The following is a 16,756-nucleotide window of genomic DNA, read 5'->3' as shown; positions in this document are numbered from 1 at the left end:
ACCACCCTATCTATTCGGCCAGACCGTCCACGATGAAGTGGAGGTTCGACGCTCGCAGCTCGACGACGTGCTCGCCAGGGACGAGCGTGTCGAGGCCATCGAGGAACTCACGGATCTCTTGGTCGTCTCCCGCGTTGCCGACCTCCACCACCACCGAGCGCGGGTCGGAGTTCACCGGCACGGTGACGTAGACATATCCGCCGTGCTCCTCGACCTCCATGTTGGTCGTGTAGTCGACCCCCAGGATCGTGACGTCCGCCACGCCCGGCGCCGGCCAGTTCCACCAGGCGAGCGCCCCCACCGTCAGCGCGGCAGCGGCTGCGCCCCCGGCCCACAGCAGCGTGCGCCGCGGGCGGGACGCCCCCGAGCCCTCCTGAATCTCCGGTTCCATTGCATGCCTGCCGCGATCAGTCATCGCCGCCCCTTCTCTCATGATGTCTTCCGAGCGTGCGGCGAGCGCTGGCGTCGCACTCCAGCGAACACGACGACGAGGCCGAGCAGGATCAAGACCGCGACCCATCCCAGCGCGAAGCTCGAACCGGTGAACGCCAGCGCGACCTTCACGAACGGGAAGCTCAGCGTGCGATCGCTCTGCACGGTGGAGATGTCCACGCTGCCCGCGTCGTCGAGCGTCGTAATCTGCGCGCTCTGCGACACCGCCCGCTCGCCCTCGAGCGACGCGGTCGTGCTCCCGCTGCTCAGGAGGTAGCCCCCGGGAACCGCAACCGCGGTACGGTACTCGCGCGGCAGGAGGTACCCGTCCGAGTGCTCGTCGTAGTCCGTCGGGGACACCGCGAATTCGTACGCCCCGTCCGCGTCGGTGAGCTGCGACGAGTTGCCGCGGGCATCGGTGGCGATCTGCCACTCGCCCTCCACGAGCTCCCAGAGCGTCACCGTCTGGCCCGCGAGCACGCCCTCGCCCGCCTGCTGCGCGCCGTCCTCGTTTGCGTCATCCCAGATGGTGCCGCCGACGATCGCCTCGTGGGCGAAGGCTTGCAGGCCGATGTCCATCTGCAGGTCGTCTCGCACCGAGGTCACATCGATAATCGTCCCGTCGTGGTCGACGATCGAGAACCCGTGTGTGACGCCGGTGTGGGTCTCGCCCGAGCCGGGATCCGCCGCGATGAGGTCGCTATCGAGCGCGTGGTCGTCGCCCGCGTTGAGCGGCGACCAGACCTGGTAGCCCTCGCGCACGGCGGAGACGCGGTACTCCCGCGGCGCGAGGAAGTTCGCCTCGCCCTCGTCGTAGTGCGTCGGGCTCACGGTGAAGCTGTAGTTGCCCTCCGCGTCGGTTTGCGTCGTGTCGTGGCCGGCCAGGTCCTCGACCTGCACCCAGTCGGCGCCCACGCGTTCCCACAGGGCGACGGTGCGACCGGCGATGCCGGTTTCGCCCTCGTCCTGCAGGCCGTTCGCGTCGGCGTCGTCCCACATTCGACCGCCGATGGTGACAGCGTCAGCGAAGACCGCGAACCCGGCGTCGGCCGTGCGCACGTCGCGCGCCGAACCCAGCACAACGCCCTCGGCATCGGAATCGACCAGGGTGATCGCCCCGGTGAGGACCGAGCTTCGCGGCTGTGGCACCGGGATGCCGTCCACGTCGCTTCGCCCCGTCGGGAAGAACACGTTGCCGATCTCCACGAGTCGGAGGTTCGCCGGCGCCGTGATGAGCACGCGGTACTCCTCGGCGAGACGGTAGTGCGCCGAGCCCTTATCGAGATCCGCGACCTCGACGGAGAACTCGTACCGACCGTCGGCGTCGGTGGTCACCGAGGCGTGCCCATCCGCGTCCTCGTGCGCCTCCCAGAGGCCGGTGTCCCGGTTGAGCTGGAAGAGCGAGACCGCAAGGCCCGCGATTCCGGGCTCGGCAGGATCCTGCACGCCGTCGACGTTCGTGTCCTCGTAGACGGTGTCGCCGAGCACCCGGATCGAGTCGTGCACGACGACGCCGCCATCGACCCGGTCGGTGTCAGCCACGCTGCCGTACTGCGCGTACCCGTTCGCGTCACCCGACACGAGTGTGAACTCCTCCGAGACCGCGGCGTGCGCCGGGTCGGCGATGCTGTGGCCGTACAGCGCCACGCCCCCCGAGACGAGGTTCCTGAACTTCGAGTTCTTCGCGTCGTCCCCCGCCTTGAACGCAGAGAGCGTCTGGCGGGACGTCAGGTCAAACTCGACCACATACACGTGCGGCTGGTTGAACCGGGCGCTCGCGGGGTCCTGGTCGGCGACATCGGCCACGAACGCGTACGCGCCGTCGGCGTCGGTCTGCGTCTCGGCGGCGACGACGAGCTCGCCGTCGACCACGCGGTTGAGCACCACACGGAGATCCGGGATCCCGGGTTCTCCCGCGTCCTGCACGCCGTCCCGGTTCCGATCATCCCAGACGAAGTCGCCGATCGTGGCCTGCGTCGCGAGGCCGAACAGCCCCAGGTCGACGTGCTCGGCGTCCACACCCACAAAGGTCTGGATCGGGAGCAGCTCGTTCTGGAGCTCTCCCAGGATCCGGCTGTCGGACACCGCCGTGTGGGCGATATCGCGCGCCGCCAGGGCGAAGTCGTTGTCGAGCGTCGGGTCGTCCCCCGCGTGCAGCACCGTGACGTCCTGCCAGAGCGGAATCGACGTGACGCGCACGCGGTACTCGTACGGCTGCAGCGCGATGCTATCGATGATGTGGAGGTTATTGAAGCGGTACGACGCTGCCCCCACATGCTGCATGACGACGTCCGAGTCCTGCGCCTGGGCGGGCTCGATCATGCGGCCGCCGGCGTCCTGGCGGGCATCGACCCACGCGTCTCCGACCCTCACCTCGAGCGTCGCGGTGTACTTCTCCGCTGGCGCGGCGTGGTCGTTCTGCACGCCGTCGCGATCGCTGTCCAAGAAGAAGACCTCGCCCGAAAGCGATGAAAGCGCGTGCCGCACGAGGCCGAGGTCGACGGTGTTGTCGGTCACGCCGAAGACGACCCCGGTGCCCTCGTCAATCTCGACGACGCTGATCAGGTGCTCGCCCACCGGGGACGCGCCGTGCATCGTCCCGTTCGGGAAGAAGTCCGAGTCCACCTCGTTTGCCTGCGTGCCGGCGACCGCCGCCGCCAGGAACGCGTTCGTCGGCGCGAAGGTGTACCCCGTCAGCAGGTTCTTGGCGACCACCTGGTACCGGGTCTCGACCGGCTGACCGTCCGCGTAGAGCATGCTCGGGACCTGCGTGAAGTAGTAGTACCCGTCCGCGTTCGACACCGCAGAACGCGCGAACTCGGTACGCACCCACTCGTCGCCGGAGCGCGTGTACTGCTCGAGCTGCAGCTCCTGGCCCGCAAGCCCGGGCTCGCCCGCGTCCTGCACGCCGTCCCGGTCCAGATCGTCGAACACCCGGTTGCCGATGACGCCGTAGGTGGTCTTCTCGTAGAAGCCCAGGCTCACCGAGTCGCGGTCCGCGAACTGCGACCGGAAGAGCCCCTCGAGGTCGAAGTGGAGGGCGCCCGTCTTCACGATCTTCGTACCCTTCTCGTTCACGCCGTCGTTGTCGTTCGCCTCGGCGAACGGGTCGGCGTGGTGCACGAAGGGCGACACCAGGCGCTCGGTGTTGAACCCGTCGTTCTCGTCCGTCACCTCGACGGTGTACTGGCGATCCACCGGGAGTAGCGCGAAGGAGTACTTCCCTTCCGCATCGGTGACCTGCACCATGGGGTCGCCGTAGACGTCGACCGCGGTTTCGCCGTTCGGGCGCTTCAGCGTGACGTGATACCCCGGAATCCCGGTCTCGGTCGGACCGGCCTGGTAGCCGTCGAGGGTCGCGATGTCCTCCGCGAAGACGGTGCCGCCGACCAGGATGGTTTCCGCCACCCCGATGTCGAAGCTCATGCGCTCGGCGTCGGTAGTCTGCGTGTCAACGCGGGCCGGTTCGGTGATCGTCACGAACGCCGAGCCATCGACCGCAGCCGGGATGTCGAGCGCGGCGCCGGGGGCGAAGTTCTGGACCCCGGCACCCTGGAACACCTCGGCGGTCGTCGCGAGGAACCTGTCGTACTCCCTCGGGAACTCGTGCATCACCCGGTAGTCGCCCGGCGTGATGTTCGAGAAGGTGTAGTACCCGGCGTTGCCGTGGATGTCCGACTCGGTAGCGGTGACGAGTGGGCCCTCGGAGGGGATGGGCTTCGCGAAGACCTCGTCCAGCACGGACTCCCCCGTCGCCTCGTCGACGACGACCCAGTCGCCGCCCGCCTGGTGGATCGGGTTACCGAGCGCGTCAACGTTGTAGCCCGCAGCCGTGAGCAACGTCACCCGCACACCGTTGATTCCCGGGTCGTCGACCTCGCCGTCAAAGTTCAGGTCCTGCGACGGCGACAGGTGCGTGCGCCCGTTCTCGTCGACGTAGGGATCCCCCTCATCCTGCTCGCCGTTGTAGTTCACGTCATTCCACACGTAGTTGCCGAGGTAGACGTTTTCCTGCTTCTCCGTCACGACGACGCCCGCATTGTTCGACTCCTGCGGGATGAACCGGCTGACGCGCTGCGTCGCCACGAACGAGTTCCAGAGCGACGACGCGGCCTTCTTCTCGGGCTCGTCGAACTGCTCGAGGTACGCCGGGGCGTTGTGCGGGGCCTGCATGGAATAGGTGAGCTTGAGCTTGTTCTGGCCGGGGAGCTGTTCGGCGGGGTTGTTGAAGAGCACGAGCAGGCTCTTCGCCTGCTGCAGCAGCGCCGAATCATTCTGGAGTTCGCTCAGCTTGACGAAGTACTTGTCGCGCGTCGCCGAGGGGATGCCCGGCAGGCCGAGCGCGTCATAGAACGACTCGCTCGCGGCCTCGGCGTGGGGCACCAGGTCGGTCTGCACGATCTCTCCGCCCCGCTTCGTGAACGGGCCGACGTACGCGGTGTATTCACCCGCGCCGTACGTCTTCTTGTCGGCGCCCTCGCGCTCGAGCTTCAGGCTGTCTGGCCGGAGCCAGGCCGAGTACTGCGAGTCCCGCGCGATGCCCGCATTGGTGATCGACGTGTCCTTCACGAACGGCAGCACGTCGTACAGGATCGGGTACGGGTACGCCCGGTCCCCCGCCTCCTTCGAGTTGTCCACCGAGACCTCGAACGCGAACTCGCCCCCCTGACGGACGGGGGTCAGCTCCGGCGCGACGGTTCCTGCCCGGTTCAGGTCGGAGTAGGCCACCTTGCGCTTGCCAAAGTTGTCGTAGGTCTCGTACTGGAAGAGCGACTTCTCCGAGAACACCAGCCGGTCGTTCAACAGGCGGTTGTCGTTGAAGTCGTTGCTGTCAGTGGAGTACCCGAGGCGGTTGCCCGAGTTCTGCTGCGAGTTCAGCGGGTGCAGCAGGCCGGTGTTGTTGGTGACCATCGCGCGAGACCGGAGGTCCTCCGCGTCCGCGCCAGGCGAGTACGCATCGACCGAGCCGATGAACTCGACCACGATCTTGTCGCCGGGGAAGACGCTCCCGTCGAACCACACCGACACCACGTTCCGGTCAAAGCCGGCCCACGGCCCCGAGTAGATCTTGGTGTGCGTGAGATGCGAGTCCGGGCTTGCCTCGGTTCCGTCGGCCCGCAGCAGCTTCCACGTCCACAGGTTGTTCTCCTTGTCCGTCAGCGAGTACCGCGAGCGGTGCTCGTCGCTGAGGGGGTGATCCTGCGTGATCTGGTCGCGCGGTACGTAGGTAAAGTCCGCGCCGGACTCCATCACGGCCGGGAGCTGGAAGGTGACGAAGGGGTCGACGAGCGTGTCCTCGGCGTACGTGTTGTCTTCGTCGCGCGACCACATGGTGTCGTCGGCGTTGATGAACTCGCCGCTGAACTTCAGGTGCGGCGAGGACTTGGGCGCGATGGCAGTGACGTCGGACCAGCCAAATCGCTGTTCCGTCGGCTTCGTCGAATCGCTGCGGTAGTAGAGCGCGTCGTAGTTCACGTTCACGACCGGGCGCGACGGCGTCAGGTACGACCGGGTCTCGCTCTGCGCGAGCTTTGACACACTTGTCCCCACGTAGTTGCCCCACACCTGCGCGGTGCCGTAGACGAACAGGGTCGACTTGGCGTTCGAGGAGATGCGCACGCCGAAGGCGATGGCGTTATCCGTCACCGAGGCCGGATACTGCGTGGTGCTCTGATTCGTCGGGTCCGTGTCGAGGACCGACTGCGAGCCGTCGGCCACCGGGTCCGCGTCGATGTCGAGGCGGGTGCCCTGGGGAACCAGGTAGTTGCTCGGGTCGAGCGCCTTGACCACCACGCGAATCTTCCGCTGGCCCGCCTGCTCCGACGTGGGAATGTCGAAGCGTTCATTGGTCAGGATCGAGGTGCCGCCGGGGTTCAAGAGTTCCCAGCCTCCGGCCTCGTACCCGTCTTCCGCGAGCTCGTCGGACACGTAGACGTACGTCTTGAACGCCTCGTCCACGCTCGTCCCGTTCGCCGCGAGCCGGTCGAGCATCGCCTGCGGCAGCGCCCACGCGCCGGACGTGACGTAGCGCGTGCTCGTGGCGATCTCTTGATTGCTGACGGAGACGGTCGAGTCATTCGATTCGTCGGTCGGCAAGACATTCTCGATCACGAGCTCTTTCAGGCCGGATCCCGTGTTCTTCGCGTGCGTGATCAGGTACTCGATCGTGTCCGAGGAGTTGAAGTACGTGTCCCCGGACATCCCATTCGAGTAGGCGATGCGCGGCCGCGTGGTGTTGATGCGCACCTGGGCCCTCGGCTTCAGGATCTCGATCTCGACCGTGTCGGCAGCGTAGATGCCCGCGAGGTCGCCGTTGCTGTCGATGTCGGACTGCGCGCCCGTGTCCGACGCGTGAGTGTGGTACTTCATCGACTTCAGGGACTGCACGATGAAGTCTTCTGCCCGCTGCGGGCCGCCCGCCGGGATCAGGCTCACGTCGTCAGAGATGAGCGAGACATACGAGTCGGCAATCAGCTCGTCCGCGCTCCAGACGTCGTCCTGCGACGCGACATTGTCCGCGTAGCCGTCCACGAGCTGCACCTCGTAGAGCACCTTGAAGCTCTCGCCCGAGCGCAGCTGCCCGGAGGTGCCGCGCTCGTTCGGCGGGGTCGTCACGACCCACTGGATGCGGTTGCGGTGCGCATCAGCCGCGAGTTCGCCCGGGGTCATCCGCTTCACCGAGTACCCCATGGCCTCGAACGCGTCGCGATCGTACACCTGGTCACCCAGCTTGATGCGGACCTCGCCGGTCGCCTCGGCAAAGCTCGTCACAAACTGCGTGAGCACGAAGCGCGAGTTGTGCACGTCGCCTGCGGTCTTGATCTCCTCGTACGGGTCGGCCGCGCTCGTCGGCTCGTTCTTCACCTCGGTGACGTACCAGTACTTGCCGGCCGCGTCGACCTGGACCAGATCCTGCTCGGCCCCGTCCGCGAAGGTCGCCGCCTTCGCGGTGTTCGTGATCGACGGCTTCTTGAGGTTGAGCAGGGTGCCGCCATAGGCGCCGCGCTTGTCGTGCTTGGTGGCGAGGCCGTCCGGGGTCAACGCCTGGGCCTTCTCCGTCCAGCCGACGCCGCCGTTCAGCACGATGTCCGTATCGTCGGCGTAATGCTGGGTCGCCGAGATCAGCCGCTCGGTGATCTTGAGCGCGCCGACGTTCTTGCTCCAGGTGCTCGTAGAGTCGCGCCGGGCGCGGTCGTTCACCGTGATGGAGAGCCCGTTCGCGGACTTCACGTTGTTCGGGGCGGCAGAGACGCCCTGGTCGCGCGCGCTGAGCGAGGGGGTCGAGCCCGTCGTGTAGCGATCAGACACGATCGGGTTGAAGACCGGCCGCTTCGTACCGGCGAACGTCAGCACCTCGGTGTAGCGGCTGTCGTCGGTGTCGGCCCCGAACGTCGGGGTGTCGATGGTGACCACGCGGGGCGAGATCACGAGCGACTCGCCGTATGCAACGTCGACGGCGCGGTCACCATCGGCGGTGAAGTGCAGGACGAAGCGCTTGCCGAGCGCGTCCTCCACGAGCTCCACCTCGACGGCGAAGTACTCGGCGACGTCCCGGGCGGGCACCGAGGACTGGTAGGTCACGGCGTTCACAGAGGCGGCGAAGGTGACCTGCTGCAGGTCCGCGAGCTTCGCGTCATACCGGGCGTACGAACCGTCCTTGAGCACCGGCGCGACGCCGTACGGCAGCGCGACCGACACCGTCGGCTCGAACCACGATCCGCGGGCCCCGCCGATGGTCTGGGGGGCGTTCTTCCAGATGTCGTCGTTGAAGTTGTCGCCCGAGTAGTAGTTGTAGCCGCTGTTCACGCGGTTGTACTCGCCGAGCACCTCGAGCTGCTGGTTCTCGACGGTCGAGTTGATGGTGAACTCTTCGTAGAGGTCGACTGCGAAGTCCTGAATGGTGGAGTCGTAGGCGTCGCTATACGAGTCCTTCGTCGCGCCGCTCCATACGCGCAGCGTGGGCTTACGCATCGCGATCTGGTCGCCGGTGGCCAGGGCGGGCTTGCCGTCCCGCTCGACCTTGGTCGCCTGCGCGTTCAGTCCGCGAATGTAGGTGCCCCAGGGCTCGACCGAGAAATACGAGCTGTAGCTTCCGAAGTCGTACAAGAGGTCGTTGACCTTGATGCCCTGCGGCATGCCGTCGTTCGGGAACCGCGCCTGGTTGTAGGTGCCGATGGCGCGGTTGAACGCGCCGTACTGCTCGCTGTAGATCTCGAGGAACGGCTCCTCGGCGACACTCGTGAGCGTGAGCTCGTCGTGCCAGTACGAGATATCACCGGCCGTCGGGGGCAGCTCCTCGGCGACGCGGACGCGAATGTCCACGCGCTGCGCCTGGGCGTCCTGGCTCGTGCCCGCCGAGTGGAACAGGCTCGTGACCGGGCTGGCAACCGTCACCTTGACGACGTACGGGAGCATGTCGTCGCGGGTGTCCGCCGCGTACGTGCCGGCCTCTTGGGACTGCGCCGGGGCGCGGAAGCCCTGGTCGTCGTCGGGCGTCTGCACGATTTCGACGGTGCTGCCGAGCGCGGCGCCCGCGGCATCGAACGCCGTGATGCCGAGGAGGTTCCCCTCGGCATCAAACGGGCTGATGCCCAGGGGCAGGATCTCGGTGTACTCGAGGCCGCTGGTGATTGCGCGGTCACCCAGGTTTGCGGCGTGCAGCCGCACCGTGAACTCCTCGTGCAGCTGCACGGCGTAGGTGTAGTCGTCCTCGACATAGGGCGTGTAGCCCAAGCGATGCCGGTTGGAGGAGTTCAGCGACCCATCGTGCTCGTAGAAGTTCGCGTTGTCGACGCCCCAGGCGCCGCGCTGGGTGTCGGGAACCATCTCGCTCGCGCCGTACAGCCAGGCGCGGTTGAGCTGCATGCCGTCCTGGGTCCAGAGGATGCGGCCACCGGACGTGACCGCGCCGTCGTTCACGCGCGCCTTGGTCGCGTAGCCGAAGTTCTCGTCGAGCGCGGCCGAGGCGAACGAGACGTACAGGTCGTTCGTGGCCGTCTCACGCAGGTGCGCCGTGTGCGACTTCTGCGCGTTCGCCGACGCGTCGTAGTAGGTGGCTTGCGTGTACGAGCCCGAGGAACTGCTCGCGTCGCGTCGCTGCTCGTTCCCGCCCGGCTGCCATGAGAAGGAGTTCGAGAGGAACTCTGCCGCGGTCATCTCGTGGCCGCGGTCACCCGAAATGCCGGCGTCGTGGAGGAGCGTCGCCATGTCCATCGCGACGTTCTGCGCGGTGTTCGCCACGGGAACGTTGCTGCCGTACCAGCCAAAGAGCGGCGCGAAGACCGACGTGCCGTTCGGGTACTTGGCGACCGGCAGGCCCGCATCGCGGGCCGTCGCCGCGTAGACAATCTCGATCTGCTCGCCGCGACCGAGGCTGTCGGCACTGAACGAATAGGTGATCACCTCGAAGCTGATCTCGTTCGCGGGGTTGACCTTGGTGTTGGCGGGTTCCGCACTCGAAAGGCGCCCCCAGCCGTCGTTGTGGCGGTCGTTCGCGAACGTCTGCGCGCCTGCGACGTCGAGCCCGGTCTCGGTGCGCACCGTCGCGGTGGGCTGCACGAAGGGGCGGGGGTTCCCCGCGGCGTCGAGCACGCGGATCTCGAGGGCTCCGGCCGCGGTGGCCGCCGTGACGTCCAGCATCCCGTCACTGACGTACTGCAACAGCTCGGCATGCAGGTACTCCGGGATCTTGTCGAAGATCACGGGGTGCGTGAGCGGCGCCTTGCCGTAGGGCGTGTTGGTGGCCGTGCCCTGGAACGTGGTGTGATTCTTCGCGGTCACCCGGTAGTGAATCTGGTCGCCCGGACGGTAGCCGGTCTTGCCCAGCGCCGCGCCGTTGTAAGGCGCCCGGGCCTCGGCTGCGCTGTCGAACGACTGCAGGTTGAACTCGACCGTCGGGATGGCCTTCCACGCGGTCGATGACGCCTCGCTGCGGTACGTGTATTCCGCGACCGGCGATCCGGCAGGATCCTGGTGGGTCAGCTGGGTAGTCGCCTGCGAGGAGATGACATACGACTTCGTCGACTGCGATCCCGCGGTCTTCCAGTGCCCGATACCCGGAACCTGGAAGCTCGGGGCCTCGAACACCGTCGCGGCGTCGCCCAGCGCCGGGACGGTGCCGTAGTCGACGCGGAGCTGGTTGACCTCGCGCAGCGTGTGCACCGACGCGTCGAACGCCTCGGCGGCGATCCACTTGCCGCCGGCGTCCAAGAAGGACACCTTCGGCGCCGCGAACTCGCCCGCAAAGCCCGCGGGATAGGTCGGGGCAGGGAAGCCCGTCAGCTCAAACCCGGAGAGCGCGCTCTTGTCGAGCGTCACGAACAGGTCGAGGCGCGTGTTGTCGTGCAGGATCTCGTTGCGGATGTTCTTGACCGTCAGGGTCATGTCCTGGCCCGAGACGTTCTCGGTGTCGAAGCGGCTCTCGATGACGAGCTGGTTCGGGTCGGCGTAGCGGTAGAGCGTGTTGTGGACCCGGCCGAGCTGCTCGGCGAAGCTGTCCCCGTCGAAGTTCACTGCCGCGGTCGTGCCGGTCACCCGGTTGCCGTTCGCTCCGTCGCTGTTGTAGCTCATGAAGTGGTGGGCATAGGCCGGCCGCGCGTAGGTGTTCCACTGCAGGGTCTTGCCCTGCGTGGCGCCCAGCCCCGCGCCCGCATCGTTTGTCGCGGTGTACTCGACGAGGAAGAACACAGACTCGCCGTCGTTCAGCGTCAGGTCGAACGTGACGTCGGTGCGCTTGGGGTTGCGCGTGTCGACCGCCACCTGCTCGGCCGGCACGTCGACGGCCGCGTTGGGGCCTTCGCCGATGATCGCCCCGCGGTTCGGGTCACCCAACAGGTATGCCGACGTGGCCTCGACCGAGGAGATTTCCATGAACGCGGGCGCCTCGATGTGCGCCTGCGGGCGAAAGACGGGCAGGGATCCTGCCCCCGCGTTGTCCGTCGCGGTCACGCCCACGTTGCGCAGCTCGTAGAGCACTTTGGTGGTGTCGCCCACCGCGATGTTGGCAAAGTTGATCTGTGCGCCGGTGTCGGCGTCGTAGAACAGGTGCGTCGCGTCTGCCTTCGAGAAGTCGTTCTGCAGATGCACGGCGTGGGTCTGCAGGCGCGCGACCCGCGTGTAGATGCGCGGGGCGAGGGAACTCGTCGGGCTGGCGTGCGTCAGCGTCGGCTTCGCGCCGGCGTTGCCTCCGCCCGCCGAGGCGAAGATCGGGTTGTACGAGGTCACCGTGGCATTCGCGTTGAACGAGCTGTGGTGCATGACCTGCTCGTTGCTGCCCTTGCTGCGCTCGGAAACAAAGCTGGGCTTCGAGTTCCAGTTCGAGCCGTGCTCGTCCTCGTCGACCCACACGCCCGTGACAAAGACGTCTCCGCCGTCGCGCATGCGCGTCGGGAGCGGGACCTCGGACCCCGCCCGGGTCAGCGAGCCCCACAGCCCGACGGTGTCGTCCTTCGGGACGAAGGCGACCGCGATGTTGTCCACGTGCTGCTTGAGCAGCGTGGCCTCGCCGCCGAGCGTCACCGCGACCTCCTGGGTCGTCAGCGTGCCGTCGGCGAACAGCGCCCGCAGGTCGAACTCGTAGTTGCGCGTCGCCTCGTTGAGCGTGAACTCGTCGAGCGCGATCGGGGTGTGCTGCGCACCCTGGGAGACGACCACCGAGTCGACCGACCAGTCGCCCGCGAAGATGTCCTCAGGGATCTCGACCAGCTGCGAGCGGAAGTTCGCGTCCGGCTTGACGTTCAGGACGAGGTCCTTGATGTCGGCCTCGGAGGAGTTCGCGATCCCCGCCACCACCCGAGAGGTATTGGGGGTGACGCCGTCGGCCTGGTAGTCGTAGACCTTGACACTGTCGAATTGCATGTCGAGCGAGGCGCCGAGCTTGGGCGTGTAGCCGGTCAGGGTCGCGCTCGTCGAGTGCAGCAGCGTCTTCTTCTGCGTGTCGTCAGGCACCCGGTACAGGTTCGTCGTGCCCTTCAGGGCCTGGTTGCCGTTCACGACCCCGCCGACGCGGACGTCGACCTCGGCGAGCGAGGCGCCGAGGGTGTCGGCGACCGCGCCGTCGATCTCGGCGGTGCGCTCACCGAAGCCGGAGACCTGGCGGAAGATGCCCTCGAACTTCTCGGGGAAGACGCCGTCCTCGCCGAACGACACAGTGAAGCTTCCGTCGCCGTCGTCGTGGATGCCCGCCGCGAGCGAGTTGTCGTAATCGAAGCGAGCGGTGTCGGTCAGCTCAGCCCCGAACGAGATCTCGACGGTCTTCCCGTTCTCGCCGAGCACCCGCACACCGGTGAGGTACTGCAGTGTGCTCGTGTTCGCGATGGCGACGTGCGTCGCCTTGAGGTTGTAGACGCCGTTGTCTTTCGGGCTGGCCGGGTACACGAACTCGTATACGAGCTCGTCATGGAACGACGCGGGGTCGTAGAGGCCCAGCCACTCGTCGTACTCGGTGGCGGCGGGCGAGTACACGTCGGGCCCGTGGCCCGAGTAGTAGCTCCAGTTCGTCGTGTTGGCGTTCCAAATGCTCGCGAGGTACTCGCCCACCGAGCCCATCGTGATGACCTTGTTCGCGAGCGAAGTGTTGTCGTTCGCGCCGGTCTTGGTCTGCGCGAACGGGTAGGCGACCAGGGAGTTGATGCTGGCACGGTCCGTCCGCGTCAGCTCAGTGCCGAGGCCCATCGTGTCGGTCGCGGTGAGGTCGGTCGGCTGCTTGCCGCCCACTGATGACGAGTGGAAGCGGCCCATGTACTCGACGACGTCGTTCTGCACGCCGGCCATCTGGGGGACGGCATCGTTGCCCTCTCGCGTGAACTCAAGCGTGATGACGACGCGCGACACGGGAGCGTCGGGACGGACGTCCTGATCCCAGGCTTCCTTGTAGTACGGGTGATTGCTCACTCCCGCAACGCCGGGGTAGCTCGCGTACATCTCCTGGTCGAGAATGTCCGGGCGCGCGGTGCCGATGCGCCAGAAGCCTGCGCCCTCGGCGGAGTTGTTGACCCAGTCGCTGCCGGGCACCGTCTTCCAGAGCACTTCCTTGCCGTCGACCATCCGGTAGACGTCCACCGAGTCGACATACTCGCGCATGTCCTCCCGGATCTTGAGGTAGTAGAGGTCGAAGTGCTCGTAGGGCAGCTCGACGTCCACGCTCACGCGTTGGTTGTTGTTGTCGAAGGTCTCGGTGGGCCTCGTGAGCGTCGAGGTGAACCCGCCGAGCGACTTGTAGCCCTGATCGAGCGTGGAGTCCTGCGTGTTGTAGGTGGACCCCTTGCCCCACCAGCGGTAGATGTCGACCGAGTAGGTGTTCCCGGCGCCGACCGGCTGCGTCACCTGGTTCACGCCCTCGACCTTGACCTTGGTCTGGGTCTCGCGCACCGTGATCTGGTTCTTCTGTGTCGCCGACTTCTCGTCCTCGTACGGCGCCTCCTGCGTGCCCGTGAAGGTGGCGCGGACGGTCTGCGAAGACCCGATCTCGATGTCCGCGTCGTACTCGACAAGGGCGATGGTCTGCGGGCCCTGCAGGCTGAGATTGGTGCCGGAGACGACGATCTTCGCGATGTCCGTCAGGGTGACCTCAGCCGTGGCCACCTCGGGCGCGGTGAACCGCTGCGTCTTGCCCTTCGCATCGACGAACGTGATCGCGGGGTCGGTGACGTTGTCCAGGTACGCCGCCTGCAGCGCGATCTTGCCAAACGCGAGCGCGCCGGACTTGGTCGGCGCGAGCAGATCGATGACGTACTCGGACTCTGGGGAGTTCACGCCCAGCGTGTCGAGCTGGAACTCGGCCTGGAAGGTCGACTCGTAGCCGACGTGGGTGGTCTTTCGCGTCGCGAGCGTGCCGTAGACGCCGATCACGTCGACCGCGGGGACGAGCTCGTTCGGCAGCTGGATGTCGATGGTCCCGATTGCTTCCGCGGTCGTGTCCTGGTCGTACGGCCGAGGCTGGTAGGTCCGAATGTCGCCGGTCACGAGGTGCTGCTTTGTGAGTTTGTGGCCCACCTTCGCCGAGACGGAGGCGAAGTTTGCGACGCCGTCCGAGGTGAGCGCGTCGGTGTCAATGGTGACCGTCGCCACTCGTTGGGGCAGGGCGACCGTGAAGTCACCGCTTCCCGCGTAGCTCGTCAGGTCAAGCTTCTCGACATCGCCGTCGAGCGTCGCTACCGAGACGCGAAGGTTCTCCCCCTGCGCAAACAGCGCGGCCTTCAGCGTCAGTTCAGCCTCAGTGAGCACCGCGCTCTTCGTGTTCAGGGTGAGGGTGGTGGTCGAGTTCTCGGCGGTCGTATTGTTGACGCCGAAGAGGAAGTCGATCAGCGCCACAGACTCAAACGGCACCGTGGCGTGGTCGCCCTGGGAGTTGATGTCCACCTGGAAGTCGGGAACGACCTCATCCGGGTAGATCACGGTGAAGCTCGCGTCGAGCGCGGTCTCGTGCTGCACCTCGGTGTAGGTCGTCTCCTCGCCGAAGTCGTTGTTGCTCGCGATCCGCTCGGTGAAGATCGCGGTCGCCGTGGCGGTCATGACGCCCACCCGCACCGGCTCGCCGAAGACCTTGATGGTCAGCGGCAGGCTCGCGCCGGGCTCGACCCGGTCGACCAGGCTGAACGAGAGCGTGTGGTCCCAGTCCAGGCGCTGCAGGCGCGACACGTCGAAGGTCAGCGTCACGACGCCCGTGGCGTCATCGCGCGCGAGCGCGGTGGCCTCGAGCCCCTCGGTGACGGTGTCGCCCGTGTTCGCGTCGACGTACGAGTAGGTGACCTCAGCCCGCTCAAAGCTCGAAAGGTGCGCCTCGTCAAACTCGTAGGTGACCCGGTCAAGGAGGAAATCTTCGTCCACCTCGTAGCGCACCGAGGGGTCGAAGGTCGGCGCGTTGGAGCCGTTGCGGAGATTCGCGATCTCGTTGAACGTCTCGTAGCCGTAGACGACCTCGTCCTGTTGCGTCGTGTGCGTGAACGAGAACTCGTACGTCGGGACGACAATCTCGCGCTCGACGATCCGGGTCTTCGACCAGTTCGCCGTCTGGGCGAAGAGGATGTTGGTGATCGCGGCCACCTTGAACATCGCGGGCGGGTTCGGGAAGCCCTGCCGACTCAGGGGCAGGGAGATCACGAACTTCCGCTCGGTCGGGCCGGCGGCCCCCGCGGGGGTGAGCTCCTGCTTGTTCGCGCCGTGCTCACGATCGATCGTGATCATGCCGGTGCCCGAGTAGGTGTACGGAATCTCTTCCGTGAGCTCGCTCACGCCGTCCCAGTCGGTCGCGTCGTAGATCAGCACGCCGCCCTCACCCGGGACTCCGACGAACTGGCCCGAGGTGTCCTCTCGGTCGCCGTTGGGCACGGGCGCACCGCCCTCGATGTACTTCCAGCGATTGATGTCGAACGGGATGATCCCGTTGACGTTGCTGTCGGTCGAGTCGATGTCAAACGTGACCGAGTAGCCGTCGATGTTCGACGCGACGTTCGTCGAGGTGTTGGTGATCGAGTAGAGGTAGTCGACGTACTGATAGCGGTCCCAGATCGGCACGGAGTCCGTGCCCCCGGCCGGCAGGTGCGCCTGGATGTTGGATTCCCAGCGCAAATCAGACGAGATGACGGAGACTCGCGACTCGTCGTCCAGCTGGTTCGGGGTCTCCCACGAGGAGCCCGGGACCCGGTTGAACATCTCGTACGAGACGGCGCCGCCCAGTTCGAACCGGGTGCCCTCGGGCACGCCACCGTAAGGCCCGTCCGTCTGGTCGTTGTAGGTCGTCAGGAAGATGTCGAACGCGGGGTTCACGCCGGCGCCCAGGTCGCCGATGTACTCCATGACGATCGGTCCGCCCTGGACCGTCGTGTCAGACAGCACGTTCCAGCCGCCGCCTGCGCTCACGCGGCCCTGCACGCCGAGCGGGCTGGGGGCCCGGTCTCGGCTGACGACCTGGTACTCGCCATTCACGTACTCGAGCGAGGGCAGGAAGATCTTGACCTGCACACCGGTTGCGTTTCCCGACGCATAGCCGGGCACGAGCCGGTAGTTCACCCGGGTCTCGTTGCCCGAGGACAGCACGATCGACTTCGAGTTCAGGTACCCGGGGTCACCCTCGTCTACCGTGCCGTTGAGGGTGATGCCCGGCGTATCCGCGGCCTGTGCCGCTGGAATCGCAGTCATACTTCCTGCGACATCGGCCAGCGCGAGCAATACTACGAGCGCCGCAGTGACGACACCCGAAAAGAACCTCTTCAACACACAATCCCCTGAAACCACGAGCCGTTTGTGGGCATGCCAAAACGGCGAACTACTTGAGTGTGACTACGTCAGCGCGCGCTGGGCGCGCTAGTCATCGAAAACGCATAAA

Annotated in this window: 2 protein-coding genes; both read right to left on the bottom strand. The window is 66.4% G+C overall.

Features of this window, described 5'->3' with window-relative positions; all coding sequences use genetic code 11:
* Nucleotides 1-10: 10 nt before the first annotated feature.
* The gene (locus JW030_RS00555) at nt 11-391 is read right to left on the bottom strand and encodes a hypothetical protein (RefSeq protein ID WP_206348593.1); all 381 of its coding nucleotides are present in this window, start codon (nt 389-391) and stop codon (nt 11-13) included.
* A 38-nt stretch (nt 392-429) separates the two neighbouring features.
* Nucleotides 430-16,569 (bottom strand): SdrD B-like domain-containing protein, encoded by a 16,140-nt coding sequence (locus JW030_RS00550; protein WP_188045890.1) that lies wholly within the window; start codon nt 16,567-16,569, stop codon nt 430-432.
* Between the last annotated feature and the right edge of the window lie 187 nt (nt 16,570-16,756).

Origin of the sequence: Leucobacter sp. CX169 (genome assembly GCF_017161405.1) — a bacterium.
Taxonomy (GTDB): domain Bacteria; phylum Actinomycetota; class Actinomycetes; order Actinomycetales; family Microbacteriaceae; genus Cx-87.
This window is presented reverse-complemented; position numbering and strand designations above follow the sequence as displayed.